Raw genomic sequence first — 19,902 nt, forward strand, 5'->3', positions numbered from 1 at the left:
CATGGCCGAACTCCCGCACGAAGCAGCCGTTCGCGCGCTGCAGGACGACGCACGTCCCGATGCCGTCCGCCGTCAGCACGAACGCGGCAAGCGCACTGCTCGCGAGCGGATCGCGATGCTCGTCGACGACGGCAGCTTCCGGGAGATCGGCGCACTGGCCCGACCCGAGGAACCCGGACCTCGGGGTGAGCCGCTGCTCGGCGACGGCGTCGTGACCGGGACCGCCCGCATCGACGGCCGGCCGGTCGTGCTCACCTCGACCGACCACAGCGTCGCCGGCGGCAGCAACGGACTGGTCGGCAACGAGAAGTGGCGCCGGTGCAGCGAGATCGCCGCCACCCGCGGGATCCCGCTGGTGATGCTCCTCGACGGCGGCGGGCACCGGATCCACGAAGGCCTGGACGCCCGCGACTTCGCCGGCGGGTTCGACATCCAGGAGATGCAGACCCGGCTCAGCGGCTGGGTCCCGATGGTGGCAGCGATCCTCGGGCCGGGCTACGGCCAGCCCACCCTCGGCGCCTCGATGTGCGACTACGTCGTGGCCGTCCGCGGCACCGCGACCATCGGCATGGCCCCACCGGCACTCGTCCGGGCCGCCACCGGGGAGAACACCGACGCCGAAGCCCTCAACGGGGCCGACGTGCAGGCGTCGTACGGCTCGATCGACCTCGCTGTCGACACCGAGGGCGAGGCCCTCGACGCACTGCGGTGGTACCTCGACCTGCTCCCCTCGAACGCCGAGGCCGAGCTCCCGCGCGAGGTCAGCGCACTCCCCCGGGCCGCGGCCCTCGCGGCGATCGACACCAACGTCCCGGCCAACCTGCGCCAGGCCTACGACATGGCCGAGGTGATCGCCGGCATGGTCGACGAGGACAGCGAGGTCGAGCTCAAGTCGTCGTACGCCCCCAACCTGATCACCACGCTGGCACGGATCGAGGGGCGCCCGATCGGCATCATTGCCAACCAGCCGCTGGCCCGCGCCGGGATGCTCGACGCGGCGGCGGCCGACAAGGCCGCGCACCTGGTCTCCCTGTGCGACGCCTTCGGCATCCCGATCCTGGTGCTCATCGACCTGCCGGGCCTGGCCGTCGGCGCCGATGCCGAGAAGTCCGGTCTGGCGCGCTCCAGCGCCCGCCTGTCGCTGGAGCTCGGCTCCGCGACGGTCCCGACCTTCACCGTCGTCGTCCGCAAGGGGTACGGCGGCGGCTACGTGATCATGTCCGGCGGCCGGACCTTCCACCCCGAGCTGGTCGTGGCCTGGCCGCACGCGGAGACGGCCGTGATGGCCGTGGACACCGCGATCGAGCTGGTCTTCGGGCGCGATCTCGCGAGCGCTGCCGACCCTGCCGCGCGCCGGCTCGAGCTGGCCGAGCAGTTCCGCGACAAGCTCGGGGCGGTGCGCGGCGCCGAGGGCTTCGGGTACGACGCCGTGATCCGTCCGAGCGAGACGCGGGCCTGGCTCGCCGACCTCCTGGCGACCCTGCCGCGACACCGACTGATGCAGACGTTCACGCCCCGGAGGCATCCCGTCGCACCCCTCTGAGGGGGCTCTGAGGGGGTCCAGGGAGTACCGATCACGGTGCGAGTCACGGCTGCGCCGGCGTGAGGAGTGCCACGCCCGGAACGTGACGGCCGCCACTGCGCTAACTATTGCAAGCAGGTCACCATGGGGAAGTTGAGACCTTCCCGACCCGGGGAGGCCGCCCACGCGCGCCGAGGCCCGCGACGACGTGGAGCGACATCGAATGACGATGAAGTAGTCGCGGGCACGGGAGAACCAGCAGTACGCCGGACCACCCCCTGGGGGAGGGACGGCTCGGGGCGAAGGATTCCAGTCCTGGGCAACAGCAGCCCAAGCCCGACAGGTCACCTCTCGAAGGCGTCGCTGCGGAGACACTCCGATGTCCACCACTTTCACGCGAGTTGGCGCGCGCCTGCTCGTCATCCCACTCACCACGTCCGTCTTCCTCGCGGCGCCGGCGCCCTCGTCGCACGCCGCCACCCGGACCGCCGTCGTCAGCACCACCACCGCCACCGACGTGCGCACCCAGGTCCAGACCGGGACCGCCACGCGCGCCGAGCGCCGTGCGGAGCGCATCGCCCAGCGCAAGCGCTTCGGCAACCGCGCCGTCTCGGTGGCCCGGAGCCGCGCCGGCTCGGCCTACCGCTACGGCGGCACCGGTCCGCGCGCCTTCGACTGCTCCGGCCTGACCCAGTGGGTCTACAAGAAGCTCGGCAAGCGGCTCCCCCGTACCTCCGACGCCCAGGCCGGCGCCGTACGCCGTGTGAAGCACCCGCGCCGGGGCGACCTGGTGTTCTTCCACAACGGCGGCAACGTCTACCACGTCGGCATCTACGCCGGTCGTCACCAGCTGTGGCACGCCTCGCGGCCCGGAACGCCGGTCCAGAAGGCCCGGATCTGGAGCAACTCGGTCTTCTACGGCCGGGTGCGCTGAGACAGGCACCCCGCGGAGAGCAGCGACCGCCGGTCCCCCGGAGTGGGGCACCGGCGGTTGCTGCGTCCGGTGCGCGATGCTGGTGACGTGACGATCTACGTCGACGACATGCAGCTCTCCGCCCGGGTCGGCCCGGTCGAGGGCGTGTGGTCCCACCTGCTCTCCGACCTGCCCGGCGAGGCCGGTCAGCGCGAGCTGGTCGCCTTCGCCGAACGTCTCGGCATGGAGGCCCGGTGGATCCAGAACGAGGGCACCGCCACCGAGCACTTCGACCTGCGCGAGCCCATGCGGCAGCGGGCGCTCGAGCTCGGCGCGACGCCGATCACCTACGGGCGCGCCGTCGCCGCACTGACCCGTGCGAAGCGAGCGGCGAACCCTGCCGGAGGTTGAGGTACGAGGCGCTCAGCGGCCGGTGAACTCCGGCGGACGCTTCTCGGCGAAGGACGACATCGCCTCGTCGAGGTCGTTGCTCAGCAGGAACGCGGCGTTCCACACGGCGGTGTAGCGCAGACCGGCCTCGACGCGGGGTCCGCGCTCGACGTCGAGGACGTCCTTGATGCCGTGCAGCACCAGCGGAGAGTTGGCGGCGATCCGGCCCGCCAGCTCCCGCGCGGCAGTCCGGGCGGCAGCCGCGTCCGGGTGGACGTGGTTGACCAGGCCGATGGCGGCTGCCCGCTCGGCGTCGATGTCGTCACCGGTGAGGGCGAGCTCGCGCAGGTGGCCGTCACCGATCACACCGACGAGGCGCTGGAGGCTGCCGAGGTCGGCCACGATGCCGACCTTGGCCTCGCGGACGCTGAAGACGGCATCGGCGGAGGCGACGCGCACGTCACAGGCGACCGCGAGGTCCACCCCGCCACCGATGCACCAGCCGGTGACGGCGGCCACCGTCGGCGTACGCGTGTTGGCGACGGCGTCCAGAGCGCCCTGCCAGCGCCGGATCAGCGCGAGGAGGTGCTGACGCCCGCCGGCGTCGGTCGCCGTCCGCAGGGGCACGAAGGTCCGGGCGGCCTCCTGCAGGTCGAGGCCGAAGGAGAAGTGGGCACCGGAACCCGTCACGACGATCGCACGCACCTCGGGGTCGGCATCGAGCGAGGTGAAGGTCTCCTCGAGCTCGACGAAGAAGGCCTCGTCCATGACGGCCTTGCCGCCGGAACCGGCCAGCTCGACGGTGGCGACGTGTCCGTCGTGGGTGACGGTGAACCGCTTCTCTGTCATGCGGCGAGAGTAGAGGAACGGCGTGCCGATAGATTTGCTCCCGTGACCGGAATCGCTCATGAGGTCCGGCGCTACGGGGCGTCCGACGTCAGCGATGACGGCGCGGTCCTGGGTGCCTACTCCTCCGACGCCTCGCTCTACCGCGTCCCGCCCGCTGCGGTCGTCTTCCCCCACGACGCCGACGACGTGCGCGCGACGCTGGCCGCTGCCCGTGCGCTCGGACTGCCCGTGACCGCCCGCGGTGCGGGGACCTCCGTCGCAGGCAACGCGATCGGTCCGGGCATCGTCATCGACTTCAGCCGCCACATGAACCAGGTCCTCTCCATCGACCCCGACGCGGGTACGGCGACGGTGCAGCCGGGCGTGGTCCAGTCGGTCCTCCAGACCGCCGCGGCGGCGTACGGCCTGCGGTTCGGCCCGGACCCCTCGACCAGCACCCGCTGCACCATCGGCGGGATGATCGGCAACGACGCGTGCGGCGCCCGGTCGCTGGCCTACGGCCGCACCTCCCACAACGTGGTCGGCCTGCGCGCGCTGCTCGCCGACGGCAGCGAGATCGTCACCACCCGCTCGGCAGCCGGCGCCCCCGAGGCCGCCGACTCCTCCGGCGTGCTGGACCGGGTCCGCGAGCTGATCGCCGGCGATCTCGCGACGGCGCGCACCGAGTTCGGCACCTTCGGCCGACACGTCTCCGGCATCGCACTGGACCACCTGCTGCCCGAGCGCGGCTTCGACCTGACCCGCGCGCTCGTCGGCTCCGAGGGCACCCTGGCCGTTCTCACCGAGGCCACGGTCCGGCTCGTCCGCACGCCCGCGGCCAAGCTGATGGTGGTCCTCGGCTTCGACGACTTCCCGACCGCCGGACACGCGACGCCCCAGGTCCTCACCTTCGAGCCGTCCGCCTGCGAGGGCATCGACCGCCGCCTGATCGAGGTGATCACCGAGCGCCGCGGCCCTGACGCCGTACCTCCCCTGCCGGAGGGCAATGCCTGGATGTTCGTCGAGATCGCCGGCGAGGACGCCGACGAGGTGCGCGCCCGGGCCGTACGCCTGGTCGACGCCGGGCTCGGCGTCTCGGCCCGTCTGGTCGAGGACTCCGTCGCGGCCGACCGGCTCTGGCGGATCCGCGCCGACGGCGCCGGCCTCGCGGGCCGCGCACCCTCCGGCCGCCCTGCCTGGGCCGGCTGGGAGGACGCGGCGGTCCCGCCGGAGAAGCTCGGCACCTACCTCACCGCCTTCGACGTCCTGCTGGAGCGCCACGGCCTGACCGCGATGCCCTTCGGCCACTTCGGTGAGGGCTGCGTGCACGTCCGGCTGGACTTCGCCTTCGACGCACCGGACGGTCCCGACCGCTACCGCGCCTTCATCGAGGAGGCCTCCGACCTGGTCGCCTCGCTGGGCGGCTCGCTGTCCGGCGAGCACGGCGACGGGCGGGCCCGCAGCGAGATGCTGCCGCGGATGTACTCCCCGCGCGCGCTCGAGCTGATGGCCGCCGTCAAGCACGCGTTCGACCCCGAGGGCCTGCTCAACCCGGGCATCCTCGTCGACCCCGCGCCGATGACGGCCGACCTGCGCTACGGATCGACCTCGCGCCTCACCAAGGGCCTGGCGATGGCCTACGCCAGCGACGGCGGGGACTTCGGCCAGGCCGTGCACCGCTGCACCGGCGTCGGCAAGTGCCGGGCCGACAACAGCGGCTCGGGCGGCGTGATGTGCCCGTCCTTCCAGGCCACCCGCGAGGAGATCCACTCGACGCGCGGACGTGCCCGCCTGTTGCAGGAGATCGTCAACGGCGACAGCGACATCTCGTGGGGATCCCCCGAGGTGCACGACGCCCTCGACCTCTGCCTGTCCTGCAAGGGCTGTGCCTCGGACTGCCCGACCGGCACCGACATGGCGAGCTACAAGGCCGAGGTGCTGCACCAGACCTACAAGCGCAAGATCCGGCCGCGCACCCACTACTCCGTCGGCTGGCTGCCCCGCTGGGCCAAGGCGGGCTCGGCGATGCCCCGCCTGGCCAACTCCTCGATGGGCCTCACGCCGCTGCGCAAGGTGGCCCTCAAGGTCGCCGGCGTGGACACCCGCCGACAGATGCCTGCCTTCGCACGGCGCACCTTCCGTCGTTCCTTCCGCAGGGCCGGCGAGGTCGCCGCGACCGGGACGCCCGTGGTGCTGTTCGTCGACTCCTTCACCAACCACTTCGCGCCCCAGGTCGCGGACGCCGCCGTCGCCGTGCTGCGCGAGGCCGGTTTCGACCCGAAGATCACCCGCCACCAGGAGTGCTGCGGACTGCCGTGGATCAGCACCGGTCAGCTGGACGGCGCGGCCCGGCGGTTGCGCTCGATGGTCGACGCCCTGTCCTCAGACGCCCTGGCCGGCCTCCCGATCATCGGCATCGAGCCGTCCTGCACGGCGGTCCTGCGCCACGAGCTCACCGAGCTGGTGCCGACCGACGAGGCCCGTGCCGTCGCCGCGGCGACCCGCACCCTGGCCGAGCTGCTCGCGGCGACGCCGGACTGGACGCCGCCCGACCTCAGCGACATCTCGATCGTCGCGCAGCCGCACTGCCACCACCACGCGGTGATGGGCTGGGAGACCGACAAGTCCCTGCTGGAGCGGGCCGGCGCCCGGGTCGAGGCCGTCGCCGGCTGCTGCGGCATGGCGGGCAACTTCGGCGTCGAGCAGGGCCACTACGAGGTCTCGCTCGCCGTGGCGGAGCAGAACCTCCTGCCCGCCGTACGACGGCCTGCCGGAGACGGTCGACGGGTCGTGCTCGCCGACGGGTTCTCCTGCCGCACCCAGCTCGACGAGCTCGCACCGGACGCGAAGCCGCTGCACCTCGCCGAGCTGTTGGCGGGGTCGGGGGGCTGAGTCCGTCGGGGCGGGGGCTTCATCACGGGATGTAGGTGGATCGGAACATCTGTAGCGGAGTTCCGCTACAGAACCGACTGCTCGACAACATCCCGTGATGAAGCGGACCACCCCGGCCCCCTTCGCCTACATCCCGTGATGAAGCCGCCGCGACGACCGACCCAGCACCCACCCCACCCTCAGGCTGCCCGGACCCACTCCCCGCGCACCTGGTCGACGTACGACGACCGGTCGGCGTCGATGCGCACCGGCCCGTTCCCGTGGTTGAGCAGCATGGTGGTCGCCCCGGCGCGCTTCGCAGCGGCCAGCCGTCGGAGCGCAGCGGCCTCGCCGCCGACGTTGCGCAGGGTCTTGACGACGATCTCGAGCCCGACCTCCTCGGCCACGGCCAGCACCTCGCGGTAGACGGCAGGCTTCTCGAAACCGGCGCCGCCCTTGACCTCCCACTCGATCCCCGTCAGGCCGATGCGGGCGGCGGCGCGCACGATCTCGACCATCGTCAGGACGCGGTGGGATCGGCGTCGTCGCTCCGGAGCCGGCGTACCTGCGCCAGCGTGAGGTCCGACCACCGGGCGTCCTCGGGGACACTCCCGGACGGGTCGCGGAAGTGGTCACCCCGGATCCGCGCCCAGTGGGTCGCCAGCGCGACGAGTGCCCCGCCCTCGACCTCGCGGCAGTAGTTGGAGTCGATGTCGATCCACTCGAGGTCGAGCTCGACCGCCCGGCGCAGCCCACGCACGGAGTTCTGCAGCCGGTAGGGCTTGTTCTCGTGGAAGAACCTCCGGCGTGGGGCGTCGGTGGTCCCGGTGCGCTCGCCCGCTGTCGCCGTCGTACCGCTGTCCGGCGGGGGCTCGGCGGACGTGTCGCCGCAGCCCGCGGTGCCGACCACGACTGCCAGCAGCAGGGCGGGGACCGACGTACGGATGCGCACGGGGACAGGCTCTCATCCGGCGCCCACCGAGGGGCACGGCCAGCCGGGGCGGGACGCACGAGGACAATGGTGGTCATGACGAGCACCGCCGAGGCCCCGGTCCTGTTGCGGCGAGAGGGCCACGCTGCGCATGTCGTCCTCAACCGCCCCCGCGCGATCAACGCGCTCACCCACGAGATGGTCGGCCTGATCACCACGGCGCTGACCGAGTGGGCGGGCGATGACTCGGTCCGCACCGTCGTCCTGACCGGGGCGGGCGAGCGCGGGCTCTGCGCGGGCGGCGACATCGTCGCGATGTGGCGCGACGCGAAGGCCGGTGGCTCGGAGAACGCGTCCTTCTGGGCCGACGAGTACCAGCTCAACGCCCTCATCGCCACCTACCCCAAGCCCTACGTCGCGATCATGGACGGGATCGTCCTCGGCGGTGGCATCGGCCTGTCGGCGCACGCCGGCCAGCGCGTCGTCACCGAGCGCTCGAAGATCGGCATGCCGGAGACGGGGATCGGTTTCCTGCCGGATGTCGGCGGGACCTTCCTGCTCTCCCACGCTCCCGGCGAGACGGGCACCCACCTGGCGCTGACCGCCGGCTCGATCGGTCCCGGCGACGCGATCGCCACCGGCTTCGCCGACCACTACGTCCCCACCGACCGGATCGCCGGCCTGCTCGCCGACCTGGCCGACGGCGATGCCGACGAGGTCCTCGCCGAGACCGAGCTGGCACCACCACCGTCCCCACTCGCCGAGGCGCGGTCCTGGCTGGACCCGGCGTACGCCGGCAGCGACCCCGTCGCGATCGTGGAGCGGCTGCGGGCGCTCGGCCACGAGGAGGCCGATCGGGCCGCCACGGCGATCGAGGCCAAGTCCCCCACCTCGATCCACGTCACCCTGCGTGCGCTGCGTGAGGCGGGGGCGATGACGACCCTGGCGCCGGCACTGGACCTGGAGTACCGCCTCGCCCTGCGCTTCCACACCTCGCACGACTTCGTCGAGGGCGTGCGGGCGCAGGTGGTCGACAAGGACCGCAACCCGCAGTGGGCTCCGGCCCGGCTGGCGGAGGTCGGCGCGGACGCGGTGGCGGCGTACTTTGCACCGCTCGGGGCGCGCGAGCTGGGACTCTCCGCCCGCGTTTGAGCGACACAGGCGACAGAAACTAGAACACGTTCTACGCTGTCCCCCTGACCGTGGCGAGCCTCGCCGCGACCCGCTCCAGGAGGAACCCGTGACCGTTGCGCGCGCCCAGCGCTTCACCGACCGTCGTGTCGTCGTGACCGGAGCCGCCGGTGGCGTCGGCAGGGTCGTCGCCGACCTGTTCCGTGCCGAGGGAGCCCGGGTCGTCGGAACCGACGTGGCCGAGGCCGAGCGGGTCGTGGCGTGCGACCTCTCCGACGACGCGGCCCGCGACGCCTTCGTCGCCACGGCGCTGGCCGAGCTCGGGGGCCTCGACGTGCTCTGCAACGTCGCCGGGATCCAGCAGTTCGCCGAGCTCGGCAAGCTGACGCCCGCGGGCCTGCGTCGGCACTTCGACGTCAACGCGCTGGCACCGCTGATGCTGGCCCAGTCCTTCTCCGAGGCGCTCGTCGCCAGCAAGGGCAATGTCGTCTCGGTCGCGTCGATCTCGGCCGTGATGGGCCAGCCCTACAACGCGCAGTACTGCGCCTCGAAGGCCGCACTGCTGCTGGGGATGCGCTCGCTGGCCGTCGAGCTCGGCACCCTCGGCGTACGCGTCAACTGCGTGTCCCCCGGCGGCATCGAGACGCCGATGATCGAGGCCGCCGCAGCGGGCCTCCCCGCCGACGTCAACTGGGACCTGATCGCCAAGAGCCAGTCCGTCATCCCCGGCTTCATGCCGCCCGAGGACGTCGCCGAGGCCCTGCTCTACCTCGCCTCCGACGTCGCCCGGTCGGTCACCGGCGCAAACCTGGTCGTCGACCGCGGTGTGGTCTGGTGAGCACCGCCGGGGTCGACGGGATGGGCGTCGGCATGACGCTGCCCGTGATGGAGCCGCACATCGGGCCCGAACGCCTGCAGGAATGGGCCGAGCTGATCGACGCGGCGCCGTACTCCTCCCTGGCCTTCGGTGAGCGGATCGCCTTCGACAACCCCGATGCCCTCACCCTCCTCGGCGCGGTGGCCGCGTGGACCCGGCGGGTGCGCGTCGTCACCACGGTGATCGTGCCCCAGCTGCACGACCCGGTGATGCTGGCCAAGGCCCTCGCCACCGGCGACCGGCTGTCGGGCGGCCGGCTCTCGGTCGGCCTCGGCGTCGGCGGGCGCGAGGAGGACTACGAGGCCGTCGGCGCCGATCACGCGACCCGGACGATGGCCGACATGGCCGAACGGGCCGGCGTACTGCGTCGGGTCTGGGCCGGCGAGAACCTCACCGGCGCCACCCGCCCGGTCGGTCCGCCGCCCCACCGCGCCCCGGGACCCGAGCTCCTCGTCGGCACCCTCGGCCACAAGACCGTGCGGCACGCGGCCCGCTGGGCGGACGGTCTCGCCGGGATGACCCTGGACGCCGACGTGGCCGGCACGGCCGCACTCTTCGACGTCGCGCGTGAGGCCTGGGCCGAGGGCGGTCGGGAGGCGCCGCGGCTGACGACGTCCTTCTGGTTCGCGCTCACCGAGACCTCCGAGGACCCCCGCGCCCAGGTGCACCAGCACCTGCGCCACTACATGAACTGGATCCCGGAGTCCTTCGTCGACGCCCTCGCCCCGACCGCCGGGTTCGCCGGGACGCTCGCCGAGCTGCGGGACCTGCTCGCGCGCTTCGCCGCAATCGGCGCCGACGAGGTCCAGCTGATCCCGACGAGCGAGGACCCGCGCCAGGTCGAGCTGGTGGCGGAGCTGCTGGCCTGATCTGCTGGCCTGATCTGCTGGCCTGGTCAGGCAGATCGACAGGGAATCGATCGACCTGCGTGACCGGATCCCTGTCGATCCGCGTACTCCTGGTTGTCCACAGGCCAGCGACCGGCAGGTGTGGCGGTGTCTCCGGACGGTGACAACACCGTCATGGACACGATCGACGACCTGCTCCGACACCAGGACGGTGTGATCGCACGCCGGCAGGTGCTCGCCTGCGGTGGTACGGCGGCACTCGTCGCGCGCAAGCTGAGGCGCAGGGAGTGGGTCGCCGTCCATCCCGGCGTCTACGTCGACCACACCGGGCCGCTCACGTGGCGGCAGCGGGCGTGGGCCGCCGTCCTCGCCTGCTGGCCGGCAGCCCTCGCCGGATGGTCGGCGCTCCGCGCACACGAGGGGCCCGGGCGCCGTCGACCACCCGGGAGCGACGACATCGAGGTCGTGGTGCACCAAGGTCGGCGACCGCCCGCGCTCGCCGGGGTGCGGGCGCGCGAGTCCCGCTCGTTCGACGAGTCCGTCCAGCTCGGCCTGAGTCCTCCACGCCAGAGGTACGACGACGCGATCCTGGACCTCGCGGACCGGGCCACCGATGAGGTCGCTGCGATCGGCATCCTCGCTGACGCATGCGGCGGACGTCGTACGACGGCGGCCCGTCTCCTGGAGCGGGTCGGCCAGCGGGCCCGCCTCTCCCGACGCGCGCTCCTGTCAGCGGTGCTCGCCGACGTCGAGTCCGGCACCTGCTCCGTCCTCGAGCACGGGTACCTGACCCGGGTCGAACGCTCCCACGGACTCCCGCGCGGCCTGCGCCAGGTCGAGGCACGCGACGGCGGCGGCCGACGTATGTATCGCGACGTGGTCTACTCCGGGCCGGGCGGCCACTGGCGCCAGATCGTGGAGCTCGACGGCCGGCTGGGACACGACTCGACCCAGGACCGGGACCGCGACCTGGAGCGTGATCTCGACGCCGCGCTGGACGGCGCCGACACCCTGCGGCTCGGCTACGGACAGGTCTTCGACCGACCGTGCTCGACCGCGGCCAAGGTGGGACGGGTCCTCCAGCTGCGCGGATGGCACGGGCGTACGACGCCCTGCCCGTCCTGCAGTGCCACTGATCGACAGGGATTCGATCGACCTGCGTGACCGGACCCCTGTCGATGTCCGCTGCGCAGGGCTCAGGCGTCGATCGGCCGGATCCCGGCGGCGTGCCGGCGCGCCAGCTCCGCGTAGTACGGCGCATTGGTCTCGATCCAGAACGCCGCGCCGGTGCCCTCGATCGGGCGCTTGACCTCGGCGGGGCTGCCAGCGGCGAGGACGCCGGCCGGGATGGCCGTGCCGGGGGTGACCAGGGAGCCGGCGGCGACCAGCGTGCCCGCTCCGATGGTGGCGCCGTCGAGGACGGTGCTGTCGTTGCCGAGCAGCGCCTTGGCGCCGAGGGTGTCGCCGTGGAAGACGCAGGCGTGGGCGACGGTGGAGTTCGCGCCGAGCTCGACGACGACGTCAGGGGCGCCGTGGACGACCGAGTTGTCCTGCACGTTGGCACCCTCGCGGACGATGATCGTGCAGATGTCGGCACGCAGGACGGCGCCGTACCAGACGCTCGCGCCCTTCTCGATCCTCACGTCGCCGATCAGGGTGGCGGTGGGGGCGACGAACGCCTCGGGGTGGACCTGGGGCGCGCGACCCTCGAACTCGTAGGCAAACACGGGCGTCACGCTAGCGGCGGGCGCACCTCGGTGGAGAAACCCGCGCACTTCGGCGGAGAGGACCACGCACTTCGCGGGTCACCCGGCGAGCCAGTCGGCGGTCGCCTCGGCCAGCCGTGCGCGGGCATCCCGGTCGCGCGCTGCGGGCGCGGGCGGCGTGGGCCGGCTCTTGTGGTGGTAGCCCGCGGCGGTGTCGGGATCGGTCGCCAGCCGCACCAGGTGGTCGGCCGACTCCGCGGGCGACATCAGCATCCGACGTTCCAGGGGTTGCGCGATGCGCCGCAGCCGCCGGAGCACCGGTCGGGTCTCCAGCCCGCGGTCGGCGATGCCCGTGGACACCGCGCCGGGATGGGCGGAGAAGGCGCGCAGGCCGCGCTCGGAGTGGAGCTGGTCCAGCGACGCGGCGTGGTGCACCAGGGCGAGCTTGGAGGTGCCGTACGCCGCCCAGGAGTCGTAGTCGACCGGGCGGCCGAGCATCGCGTCGACCGTGCCGCGCTCGTGCAGCTTGGACACGACGTGCAGCACCCGGGCGTCACCGGTCGCGTCGGCGGCGACGAGCAGGGCGGGCAGCAGGGCGGTGGTCAGGTCGACGGTGCCGAGGTAGTTCGTGCGCCAGTGGACCTCGTGCCCGTCGAGCAGCTGCGGGCTGGTCCAGCGCGAGCCGAGGTCGAGGTGGATCCCGGCGCTGTTGACCAGCAGGTCGAGCCGGTCCGCCCGGTCGCCGTACCACTCGGCGAAGCGGGCGACGGAGGTCCGGTCGGCCAGGTCGAGCGGGTGCCAGGAGTGGTCCTGCACCGGGTCGCGGCGGGTGGTGACGACGATGTCCCAGCCGCGGGCGTCCAGGACATCGGCGACGGCCCGGCCGATCGAGCCGGGGCTGGCGCCGGTCACGACGGCACGACGGACGGGAGCGTTCATGCCCCCAGAGTAGAACTTGTTCCACTCCGGGGGCAGGCCCGCTCAGACGGCGGTGATCCGCGCGAGGGTGCGGACGTGCTCGACCCGGTCGGCCGGGTCCACGGCCATCGGGTTGAGCAGGAAGGTGCGCACGCCGGCGGCACGGAACTCCTCGACCTGGCGAGCGATCGACGCCTCGTCACCCATCAGGGTGACGGCCTCGACGAGCTCGGTGGGTACGGCGGTCGCCGCCTCGGCCTTCTGGCCGGCGAGGTAGAGGTCCTGGATCTCCTTGGCCTCGGTCTCGTAGCCGTAACGGCAGGCGAGCTGGTTGTAGAAGTTCTTGTCCCGCGCGCCCATGCCACCGATGTAGAGGGCCAGCTGGTCGCGGACCTTCTGCACGACCTCCGCCGGCGGCTCGCCGACGTGGAAGTTGAGCTGCAGCTGGATGTCCAGCTCGCCGAGCGCAGGGTCACGCTTCTCGAAGCCGGCGGCGAGCGCGTCGCCCCAGGCCTGCTGCGCCTTCAACGGGTGGAAGAACAGCGGCTGCCAGCCCTGGGAGATCTCCGCCACGAGTGCGACGTTCTTCTCCCCGAGCGCGGCGATCGAGATCGGGATCTCGTTGCGGACCGGGTGGTTGATGATCTTCAACGGCTTGCCCAGGCCCGAGCCACCGTCCTCCTTGGTCAACGGCACCGTGTAGTGCTTGCCCCGGTGGTTGACCGGCTCGCGGCGCCAGACCTGGCGGCAGATGTCGACGACCTCGCGCGTGCGACCCAGTTGGGCGTCGTACCTGACGCCGTGGAAGCCCTCGACCACCTGCGGGCCGCTGGCACCCAGGCCCAGCGTGAACCGGCCGCCGGAGACGTAGTCGAGACCGGCCGCGGTCATCGCGAGCGCGGAGGGGGTGCGGGAGTAGATCTGGAAGATCGCCGACATCAGCTCGAGCTTCTCCGACTTGGCCGCCAGGTAGCCGAGCTGGCTGACGCCGTCGAAGGAGTACGCCTCGGGGACGGCCGCGAGCTCGAGGCCCGCCTGCTCGTAGGCGAGCAGCAGCTCGACGGTCTCGTCGAAGCCGCCGGCGTAGTCGATGACCATGCCGAGCTTGATCGGTGCGTTCGTCGGGGCGTTCATCGGGGCGGTCGTCGGGGCGTTCATCGAGTGGCGTCCTTCGCGTAGCGGCCGGCGATGTCGCGGCCGATGATCTCCTTCATGATCTGGCTGGTGCCGCCGTAGATCGTCTGCACGCGGCAGTCGCGGTAGGCCCGGCCGATCGGGTACTCGTTCATGAAGCCGTAGCCCCCGAAGAGCTGCAGGCAGCGCGAGGTCACGCGGACCTGCATCTCGGTCGCCCAGAGCTTCGCCTTGGAGGCCTCCGCCGTGGTGAGCGTGTGCTCGTTGAGCGCCAGCGCCGCGTTCTGGATGTAGGCGCGGGTCATCTCGACCTCGGTCTCGATGTCGGCCAGCTCGAACCGGGTGGCCTGGAGGTCACCGATCCGCTTGCCGAACGCCTCGCGGTCGAAGACGTAGTCCTCGGTCCAGGCGAGCGCTGCCTCGGCACCCGCGAGCGCCTGGGCGGCCAGCGAGAGCCGCTCCTTGGGCAGCCGCTGCATGAGGTAGATCAGGCCCTGGCCGATCTCGCCCAGCACGTTCTCCGGGCGGACCCGCACGTCCTCGAACACCAGCTCCGCGGTGTCCTGGCCGGCGAGGCCGACCTTGTCGAGCTTGCGGCCGCGGGAGAAGCCCGGGTCGTCCCGCTCGACCACGAACAGGCTGTAGCCGCGCGAACCGGCGTCGGGGTCGGTCTTGGCGAAGACGATCACCAGGTCGGCGTTGATGCCGTTGGTGATGAACGTCTTCTGCCCGTTCAGCACCCAGCTGTCGCCGTCGCGCACCGCGGTCGCCCGAATGCCCTGCAGGTCGCTCCCGGCGCCCGGCTCGGTCATCGCGATCGCGAGCACGAGGTCACCGGAGACGGCACCCGGCAGCCAGCGCTGCTTCTGCTCGTCGGTGCACAGGTCGAGCAGGTAGGGCAGCACGATGTCGTCCTGCAGGCGAAGACCCAGGCAGTACGACGAGGCGCCGATCGCCGCGAGCTCCTCGGCCACGATCATCGGGTAGCGGAAGTCGGGCTCCCCGCCGCCGCCGAACTCCTCGGGCACGGCCAGGCCGATGATGCCGTTGCGGCCGGCCGCCTGCCACGCGCTGCGGGGAACGAGGCGCTCCTCCTCCCAGTCGAGGTGGTGCGGCTCGACCTCGCGACGCACGAACTCCCGGACGGAGGCACGGTAGGCCTCGTGGTCCTCGGTGTAGAAACCCCCGCGCAGGTTGAGCGACGGCTGCCTTCCCCCGGACTGGCTCATCGCGGGGCCATCCGGATGGCGCCGTCGAGGCGGATGGTCTCGCCGTTGAGCATCGGGTTCTCGACCACGTGGGCGGCCAGGGCGCCGTACTCCTTGGGGTCGCCGAGCCGCGACGGGTGCGGGACCTGCTGGCCGAGGCTCTTGCGGGCGTCCTCGGGGAGCGAGGCGAGCAGCGGGGTGTCGAAGAGGCCGGGCGCGATGGTGACGACGCGGATGCCGATCGTCGACAGGTCACGGGCGATCGGCAGGGTCATGCCGACCACGCCACCCTTGGACGCGGAGTACGCCGCCTGGCCGATCTGGCCGTCGAAGGCCGCAACGGAGGCGGTGTTGATGATGACGCCGCGCTCCTCGCCGTCCAGCTCGAGGCCGGCGATGTGGGCCGCGGCGAGGCGGATCACGTTGAAGGTGCCCAGCAGGTTGATCTCGATGATCCGCTGGAACTTCTCGTACGGGTAGGGCGTGTTGTCGCGGCCGACGGTCTTGATCGCGTCGCCGGTGCCGGCACAGTTGACCACGACGCGCAGCTCACCGAGCTCGGCGGCAGCGGCGATCGCGGCAAGCACGTCGTCCTCGCTGCGCACGTCGCCGGGCACGAAGCGGACGGCGTCGCCCAGCTCCTTGGCGGCGACCTCACCGGGACCCCCCGGGAGGTCGAGGATGACGGCCTTGCCGCCCTTGGCCAGAAGGGCCTCGACGGTGGCGCGGCCCAGGCCGGAGGCGCCGCCGGTGACGAGGGCGACGGTGTTGTTGATCTGCATGGTGGTGAGTTCCTTCAGTGGTGATGGGTGGTGGTGGCCGGTGGTCGAGGAGGTCGCGCAGCGACCGTCTCGAGACCCCGGGCCATGGTGCAGGAACCCTGGTGGCACCGGCCCCGGAGGTCTCGAGACGGCCGCGGGCGGCCTCCTCGACCCACGGGTCAGGTCAGAGGCGTTCGATGATCGTCGCGTTGGCCATGCCCTGTGCCTCGCACATGGTCTGGATGCCGTAGCGACCACCAGTGGCCTCGAGCTGGTTGACGAGGGTGGTGAGCAGGCGAGTGCCGGAGGAGCCGAGGGCGTGGCCCAGGGCGATCGCGCCACCGCGGGGGTTGAGCTTGGCAGGGTCGGCGCCGAGGTCGTGGGCCCAGGCGAGCGGGACGGAGGCGAAGGCCTCGTTGACCTCGTAGGCGTCGATGTCGTCGATGCCGAGACCGGCCCTGGCGAGCGCCTTCTGGGTGGCGGGGATCGGTGCGGTGAGCATCAGCAACGGGTCGGAGCCGACGACGGCGTACGACACGAACCGGGCGCGGGGGGTGAGCCCGAGCTTGCTGGCCATCTCCTCGCTCATGATCAGCGCGGCGGACGCGCCGTCGGTGAACGGCGAGGAGTTGCCCGGGTGGATCTGCCACTCGACCTCGGGGAAGCGCGCGGCGAACTCGTCGGTGCGGAAGGCGGGACGCAGGCCGCTCAGGCCCTCGGCGGTGGTGCTGGCCCGCACGGTCTCGTCGACCGTGTGCTCGATCCTCGCGCCATCGGGCGTCTGCACGGTGATCGGGACGATCTCCTTGTCGAAGAAGCCGGTCTCGATGGCCTCGGCGGCACGGCGGTGCGACTCGGCCGCGTAGCCGTCGAGGGCGGCGCGGTCGAGCTTCCACTTGTTGGCGACCAGCTCGGCCGAGACGCCCTGGTTGACCAGGCCCTCGGGGTAGCGGGCGTGCAGCTCGGGACCGAACGTGTCCTTGCCCATGGTGGTGACGCCCATCGGGACGCGGCTCATCGACTCGACGCCGGCCGCGATGACGATGTCGTAGGCACCGGCGGCGATGCCCTGCGCGGCGAAGTGGACGGCCTGCTGGCTGGAGCCGCACGCGCGGTCGATCGTCGTCGCGGGGACTGACTCGGGGAAGCCCGCGCCGAGCACGGCGGTGCGGCCGATGTTGAGGGCCTGCTCGCCGGCCTGCATGACGCAGCCGGTGATCACGTCGTCGACGAGGGCGGGGTCGAGGCCGTTGCGCTCGACGATGGACTTCAGGACGTGCACGAGCATCGAGGTCGGGTGGGTGCCGGAGAGGGCACCGCCCATCTTGCCCTTGCCGGAGGCGAGGCGTACGACGTCGACGATGACGGGAGTGGGCATCTGGATCCTCCGAGGAGCCGGGACTGTTAAACAGTCAGTCCTGACTGGTTAACTGACTGTAGCCTGTCCGCGCCCGGATGTCATCCGGCGATCCACGTGAGGAGGAACTCGCCGTGACCGACCAGCCCGTCGCCCCTGCCGACGCCACGACGCCGAAGCGCGCCGTGCAGAGCCGGACCATCGACGTGCAGCGGCGCATCCTCGACGCCGCCGTCGAGGTGATGCTCGAGCACGGGTACGCCGGTGCCTCCACCGTGCAGATCCAGGAGCGCGCGGGCGTCTCACGAGGTCGCCTCCTGCACCACTTCCCCTCCCGCGACGCCCTGCTCGTCGCCGCCGCCCAACACCTGGCCCGGGCCCGCGTCGGCGAGCTGCCCAACGACCACGAGTGGCCCTCGGACGCGCGCGAGCGCATCGATGCCGTCATCGATCGGATGGCACTCACCTTCACCCAGGGCTACTTCTGGGCCGCCACCGAGCTGTGGGTGGCAGCGCGCACCCACGACGAGATCCGCGATGCCCTGCTGCCCGGCGAGCGCGAGATCGCCCGGGCGATCCGGATCGCGATGGACGGGTTCTTCGGCCCCGAGATCACCGCCAGGTCGGGCTACGACGACCTGCGCGAAGTGATCTTCACCAGCCTGCGCGGCATGGCATTGACCACCTCGTTCGACCCTCGCGAGGAACCCAGCCGTCGGCACGTCGAGCGGCTGAAGCGGATCGCGCACGCCGTCCTGCTGTAGGTCGTGATCGTCACGGGTTGATCCGGCGCAGCGCCAGGACAGCGATGTCGTCCGCGCGCTCTTCGCCACAGGCAGCGAGGAGCCGGGGCACGAGGTCGGCCAGCGGCTCGCCCTCGAGCTCCCGGAGGGCCGTGACGAGCCGGGCCGTACCGGTGTCGATGTGCTCCTCACGGCGCTCGACGAGGCCGTCGGTGTAGGCGACGAGGGCGGCTCCGACGGGGATCACGACCGTCGTGGTCTCGTACGACGTCGGGCCCAGCCCGAGCGGCGGGCCAGTGGCGACCTCGACCAGCTCGGTGCTGCCGGGGCCGCTGATCACGGGAGCCGGGTGGCCGGCGTTCGCGAGGACCACCTCGCCCGTGCGCAGGTCACCGACGCCGACGAGGACGGTGGCCATGTGGTCGTCGACGGTGATGTCGAACTGCGAGGAGCACTTCTCCAGCGCCGCTGCCGGGCCGTCGCCGTCCAGGAGGTAGGCACGCAGGGTGAAGCGGGCGCGCGCCATCACCGCCACCGCATCGATGCCGTGGCCCGAGACGTCGCCGACGACGAAGCCGAAGTGGTGCTCGCCGACCTCGACCAGGCTGTACCAGTCACCACCGATCTCGATGCCCTGCGCAGCGGCGACGTACTCAGAGGCGACCTCGAGCCTGGAGAGGCGCGGGAGGACCGCGGGGAGGAGGGCTCGCTGCAGCCGGAGGGAGAGCTCGCGTTGCTCCTCGTAGAGCCCGTCGACCGTGCGGTAGAGCCCCCGGATCGTGTCGGCGCTGTCCTCGGCTCGCACCCGGGCGCCGACGAGCTGGCGGGCGACCAATGCGCTCGCCAGGGTCAGCAGCAGGCCGCCCACCGACGCGATGAGCGTCAGCCACCTGCTGAGCGCTCCGCCGAGGTGCTCCCTCGACCGGGTGACCAGCGTCAGGACCGTGTCCCCGAAGGGGATCTGCACCTGGGCGGTGTCGCCGTCCATCGGGAGGTCGGCGGGGTCGACGTCGGTGGCCGCGAGGTTCGCGAGGGTGGTCCGCTCCCCCACGTAGAGCGCGTAGTGGAGCTGCTCGAAGGCGGAGTCGCGGTCGAAGGGCGTCCGACGGTCCTTCGGGATCGGACGCTCCCCGTAGGCCACGAAGCCGGTGGTGTCGTCGCCGACCGCGTAGACGATGCGCGTCCGGTCACCCACCTCGATCCGTTCCACGACCGACGTCGGGCTCCTCAACGCCCGCCGGAGCAGCTCCTGGACCTCCGGTCCACGAGGGTCGAGGCCCGGCTGCGCGCCCATCGTCACGCGACGCTCCAGGGTCGCGCCGTCGTCGCGCCACAACGACGCGGTGTCGAAGACCAGCCCGTCCCCGACGCTGCTCGTCATCCCGCGTCGGAACGCGGTGGGGGCGCCGTTCGGGCCCGCCGAGGCCTGGCCGGCGAGGGCAGCCCGCAGGGGCTGCTCGATCACCAACACCGCCGACGTCAGCACACCCGCCGCCTGCCGGCTCTGCGTCTCGAGCAGTCGGCGCTCCGTGCTGTCGTCCACCCGTTCGGCGGCCCAGGCACCGAGGACGGTCAGGAGCAGACCGGCGATGCAGATGATGGTGACCGGCTCACGGAGGCGGTGGGGTCGTCGCAGCGATACGCCCGCCTCGCGGCGCGCGAGTTCCCTCCGAAGCACTGCCAGCTCCCCCTCAGCCACACGACGAACGGACAAGGTAACCGCCACCACCCTCGCGCGTCTGCCGAACCCGCAGACGGCGCCCC

At 72.1% G+C, this 19,902-nt stretch carries 19 protein-coding genes; 9 read left to right on the forward strand and 10 right to left on the reverse strand.

Translation table 11 applies throughout. The annotated features are described in order from the left end of the window. Position 1: 1 nt before the first annotated feature. The 3 genes from ASE01_RS03060 to ASE01_RS03070 all read left to right on the forward strand — a co-directional run bounded on the left by ASE01_RS03060 (position 2) and on the right by ASE01_RS03070 (position 2,846). Positions 2-1,543: an acyl-CoA carboxylase subunit beta gene (locus ASE01_RS03060; RefSeq protein WP_056748502.1), complete on the forward strand. Its 1,542-nt coding sequence runs from the start codon at positions 2-4 to the stop codon at positions 1,541-1,543. A 358-nt stretch (positions 1,544-1,901) separates the two neighbouring features. Next, entirely contained in the window at positions 1,902-2,456 is a 555-nt protein-coding gene (locus ASE01_RS23815) for a C40 family peptidase (RefSeq protein WP_082605751.1), read from the forward strand. An 87-nt stretch (positions 2,457-2,543) separates the two neighbouring features. Then, complete coding sequence (locus ASE01_RS03070; RefSeq protein ID WP_082605785.1) at positions 2,544-2,846, forward strand: DUF4031 domain-containing protein; 303 nt, start codon at positions 2,544-2,546, stop codon at positions 2,844-2,846. A gap of 12 nt (positions 2,847-2,858) precedes the next feature. Here ASE01_RS03070 and ASE01_RS03075 read toward each other — a convergent pair whose 3' ends face one another. After that, positions 2,859-3,674, reverse strand: coding sequence for a crotonase/enoyl-CoA hydratase family protein (locus ASE01_RS03075; RefSeq protein WP_056748504.1), 816 nt, complete (start codon positions 3,672-3,674; stop codon positions 2,859-2,861). A gap of 42 nt (positions 3,675-3,716) precedes the next feature. Here ASE01_RS03075 and ASE01_RS03080 point away from each other — a divergent pair, with 42 nt between their 5' ends. Beyond that, a complete protein-coding gene (locus ASE01_RS03080) occupies positions 3,717-6,545 on the forward strand; it encodes an FAD-binding and (Fe-S)-binding domain-containing protein (protein ID WP_056748505.1) in 2,829 nt (942 codons plus the stop codon). Between the two features lie 179 nt (positions 6,546-6,724). On the opposite strand, the gene ASE01_RS03085 is transcribed toward ASE01_RS03080, so the two are convergent. Together ASE01_RS03085 and ASE01_RS03090 are read right to left on the reverse strand one after the other, a co-directional pair. Then, entirely contained in the window at positions 6,725-7,042 is a 318-nt protein-coding gene (locus ASE01_RS03085) for a hypothetical protein (RefSeq protein WP_056748506.1), read from the reverse strand. Between the two features lie 2 nt (positions 7,043-7,044). Then, positions 7,045-7,476, reverse strand: coding sequence for a hypothetical protein (locus ASE01_RS03090; protein WP_056748507.1), 432 nt, complete (start codon positions 7,474-7,476; stop codon positions 7,045-7,047). A gap of 75 nt (positions 7,477-7,551) precedes the next feature. Between ASE01_RS03090 and ASE01_RS03095 the strand changes: the two genes are divergently transcribed. The 4 genes from ASE01_RS03095 to ASE01_RS03110 all read left to right on the forward strand — a co-directional run bounded on the left by ASE01_RS03095 (position 7,552) and on the right by ASE01_RS03110 (position 11,475). Beyond that, complete coding sequence (locus ASE01_RS03095) at positions 7,552-8,607, forward strand: enoyl-CoA hydratase/isomerase family protein (protein ID WP_056748608.1); 1,056 nt, start codon at positions 7,552-7,554, stop codon at positions 8,605-8,607. An 88-nt stretch (positions 8,608-8,695) separates the two neighbouring features. Next, the gene (locus ASE01_RS03100; protein WP_056748508.1) at positions 8,696-9,424 is read left to right on the forward strand and encodes an SDR family NAD(P)-dependent oxidoreductase; all 729 of its coding nucleotides are present in this window, start codon (positions 8,696-8,698) and stop codon (positions 9,422-9,424) included. Continuing rightward, positions 9,421-10,332: an LLM class flavin-dependent oxidoreductase gene (locus ASE01_RS03105; RefSeq protein WP_200958730.1), complete on the forward strand. Its 912-nt coding sequence runs from the start codon at positions 9,421-9,423 to the stop codon at positions 10,330-10,332. Before ASE01_RS03100 ends, ASE01_RS03105 begins: the two co-directional genes overlap by 4 nt. Positions 10,333-10,485: 153 nt before the next feature. Continuing rightward, positions 10,486-11,475: a hypothetical protein gene (locus tag ASE01_RS03110; protein WP_056748610.1), complete on the forward strand. Its 990-nt coding sequence runs from the start codon at positions 10,486-10,488 to the stop codon at positions 11,473-11,475. A gap of 32 nt (positions 11,476-11,507) precedes the next feature. On the opposite strand, the gene ASE01_RS03115 is transcribed toward ASE01_RS03110, so the two are convergent. From ASE01_RS03115 to ASE01_RS03140, 6 genes are all read right to left on the reverse strand, one after another. Then, positions 11,508-12,038 (reverse strand): gamma carbonic anhydrase family protein, encoded by a 531-nt coding sequence (locus ASE01_RS03115; RefSeq protein ID WP_157537051.1) that lies wholly within the window; start codon positions 12,036-12,038, stop codon positions 11,508-11,510. A 78-nt stretch (positions 12,039-12,116) separates the two neighbouring features. Next, positions 12,117-12,956: an SDR family NAD(P)-dependent oxidoreductase gene (locus tag ASE01_RS03120; RefSeq protein ID WP_056748510.1), complete on the reverse strand. Its 840-nt coding sequence runs from the start codon at positions 12,954-12,956 to the stop codon at positions 12,117-12,119. Positions 12,957-12,998: 42 nt separating this feature from the next. Further along, a complete protein-coding gene (locus tag ASE01_RS03125; protein ID WP_235535838.1) occupies positions 12,999-14,093 on the reverse strand; it encodes an LLM class F420-dependent oxidoreductase in 1,095 nt (364 codons plus the stop codon). Beyond that, a complete protein-coding gene (locus tag ASE01_RS03130) occupies positions 14,090-15,298 on the reverse strand; it encodes an acyl-CoA dehydrogenase family protein (RefSeq protein WP_200958731.1) in 1,209 nt (402 codons plus the stop codon). The genes ASE01_RS03125 and ASE01_RS03130 overlap by 4 nt, the downstream gene beginning before the upstream one ends. Then, positions 15,295-16,059: a 3-hydroxyacyl-CoA dehydrogenase gene (locus ASE01_RS03135; RefSeq protein WP_056748511.1), complete on the reverse strand. Its 765-nt coding sequence runs from the start codon at positions 16,057-16,059 to the stop codon at positions 15,295-15,297. Before ASE01_RS03135 ends, ASE01_RS03130 begins: the two co-directional genes overlap by 4 nt. Before the next feature lie 163 nt (positions 16,060-16,222). After that, on the reverse strand, positions 16,223-17,416 hold the full coding sequence (locus ASE01_RS03140; RefSeq protein ID WP_056748512.1) for a thiolase family protein: 1,194 nt from the start codon (positions 17,414-17,416) through the stop codon (positions 16,223-16,225). A 113-nt stretch (positions 17,417-17,529) separates the two neighbouring features. Here ASE01_RS03140 and ASE01_RS03145 point away from each other — a divergent pair, with 113 nt between their 5' ends. Continuing rightward, entirely contained in the window at positions 17,530-18,159 is a 630-nt protein-coding gene (locus tag ASE01_RS03145) for a TetR/AcrR family transcriptional regulator (protein ID WP_200958732.1), read from the forward strand. A gap of 10 nt (positions 18,160-18,169) precedes the next feature. Here the strand turns inward: ASE01_RS03145 and ASE01_RS03150 are convergent, their stop codons facing one another. Beyond that, positions 18,170-19,816, reverse strand: a complete 1,647-nt coding sequence (locus ASE01_RS03150; protein ID WP_056748514.1) for a PP2C family protein-serine/threonine phosphatase — start codon at positions 19,814-19,816, stop codon at positions 18,170-18,172. Positions 19,817-19,902 lie beyond the last annotated feature (86 nt).

The sequence above is a fragment of the Nocardioides sp. Root190 genome (assembly GCF_001428565.1).
In the GTDB taxonomy this organism is placed as follows: domain Bacteria; phylum Actinomycetota; class Actinomycetes; order Propionibacteriales; family Nocardioidaceae; genus Nocardioides.

Excerpts from the sequence above, each read along its gene's own strand:
- ASE01_RS03060 (WP_056748502.1), top strand. The coding sequence starts at position 2 with ATGGCCGAACTCCCGCACGAAGCAGCCGTTCGCGCGCTGCAGGACGAC.
- ASE01_RS23815 (WP_082605751.1), top strand. The coding sequence starts at position 1,902 with ATGTCCACCACTTTCACGCGAGTTGGCGCGCGCCTGCTCGTCATCCCA.
- ASE01_RS03075 (WP_056748504.1), bottom strand. The coding sequence starts at position 3,674 with ATGACAGAGAAGCGGTTCACCGTCACCCACGACGGACACGTCGCCACC.
- ASE01_RS03085 (WP_056748506.1), bottom strand. The coding sequence starts at position 7,042 with ATGGTCGAGATCGTGCGCGCCGCCGCCCGCATCGGCCTGACGGGGATC.
- ASE01_RS03095 (WP_056748608.1), top strand. The coding sequence starts at position 7,552 with ATGACGAGCACCGCCGAGGCCCCGGTCCTGTTGCGGCGAGAGGGCCAC.
- ASE01_RS03110 (WP_056748610.1), top strand. The coding sequence starts at position 10,486 with ATGGACACGATCGACGACCTGCTCCGACACCAGGACGGTGTGATCGCA.
- ASE01_RS03120 (WP_056748510.1), bottom strand. The coding sequence starts at position 12,956 with ATGAACGCTCCCGTCCGTCGTGCCGTCGTGACCGGCGCCAGCCCCGGC.
- ASE01_RS03125 (WP_235535838.1), bottom strand. The coding sequence starts at position 14,093 with ATGAACGCCCCGACGACCGCCCCGATGAACGCCCCGACGAACGCACCG.
- ASE01_RS03130 (WP_200958731.1), bottom strand. The coding sequence starts at position 15,298 with ATGAGCCAGTCCGGGGGAAGGCAGCCGTCGCTCAACCTGCGCGGGGGT.
- ASE01_RS03135 (WP_056748511.1), bottom strand. The coding sequence starts at position 16,059 with ATGCAGATCAACAACACCGTCGCCCTCGTCACCGGCGGCGCCTCCGGC.
- ASE01_RS03140 (WP_056748512.1), bottom strand. The coding sequence starts at position 17,416 with ATGCCCACTCCCGTCATCGTCGACGTCGTACGCCTCGCCTCCGGCAAG.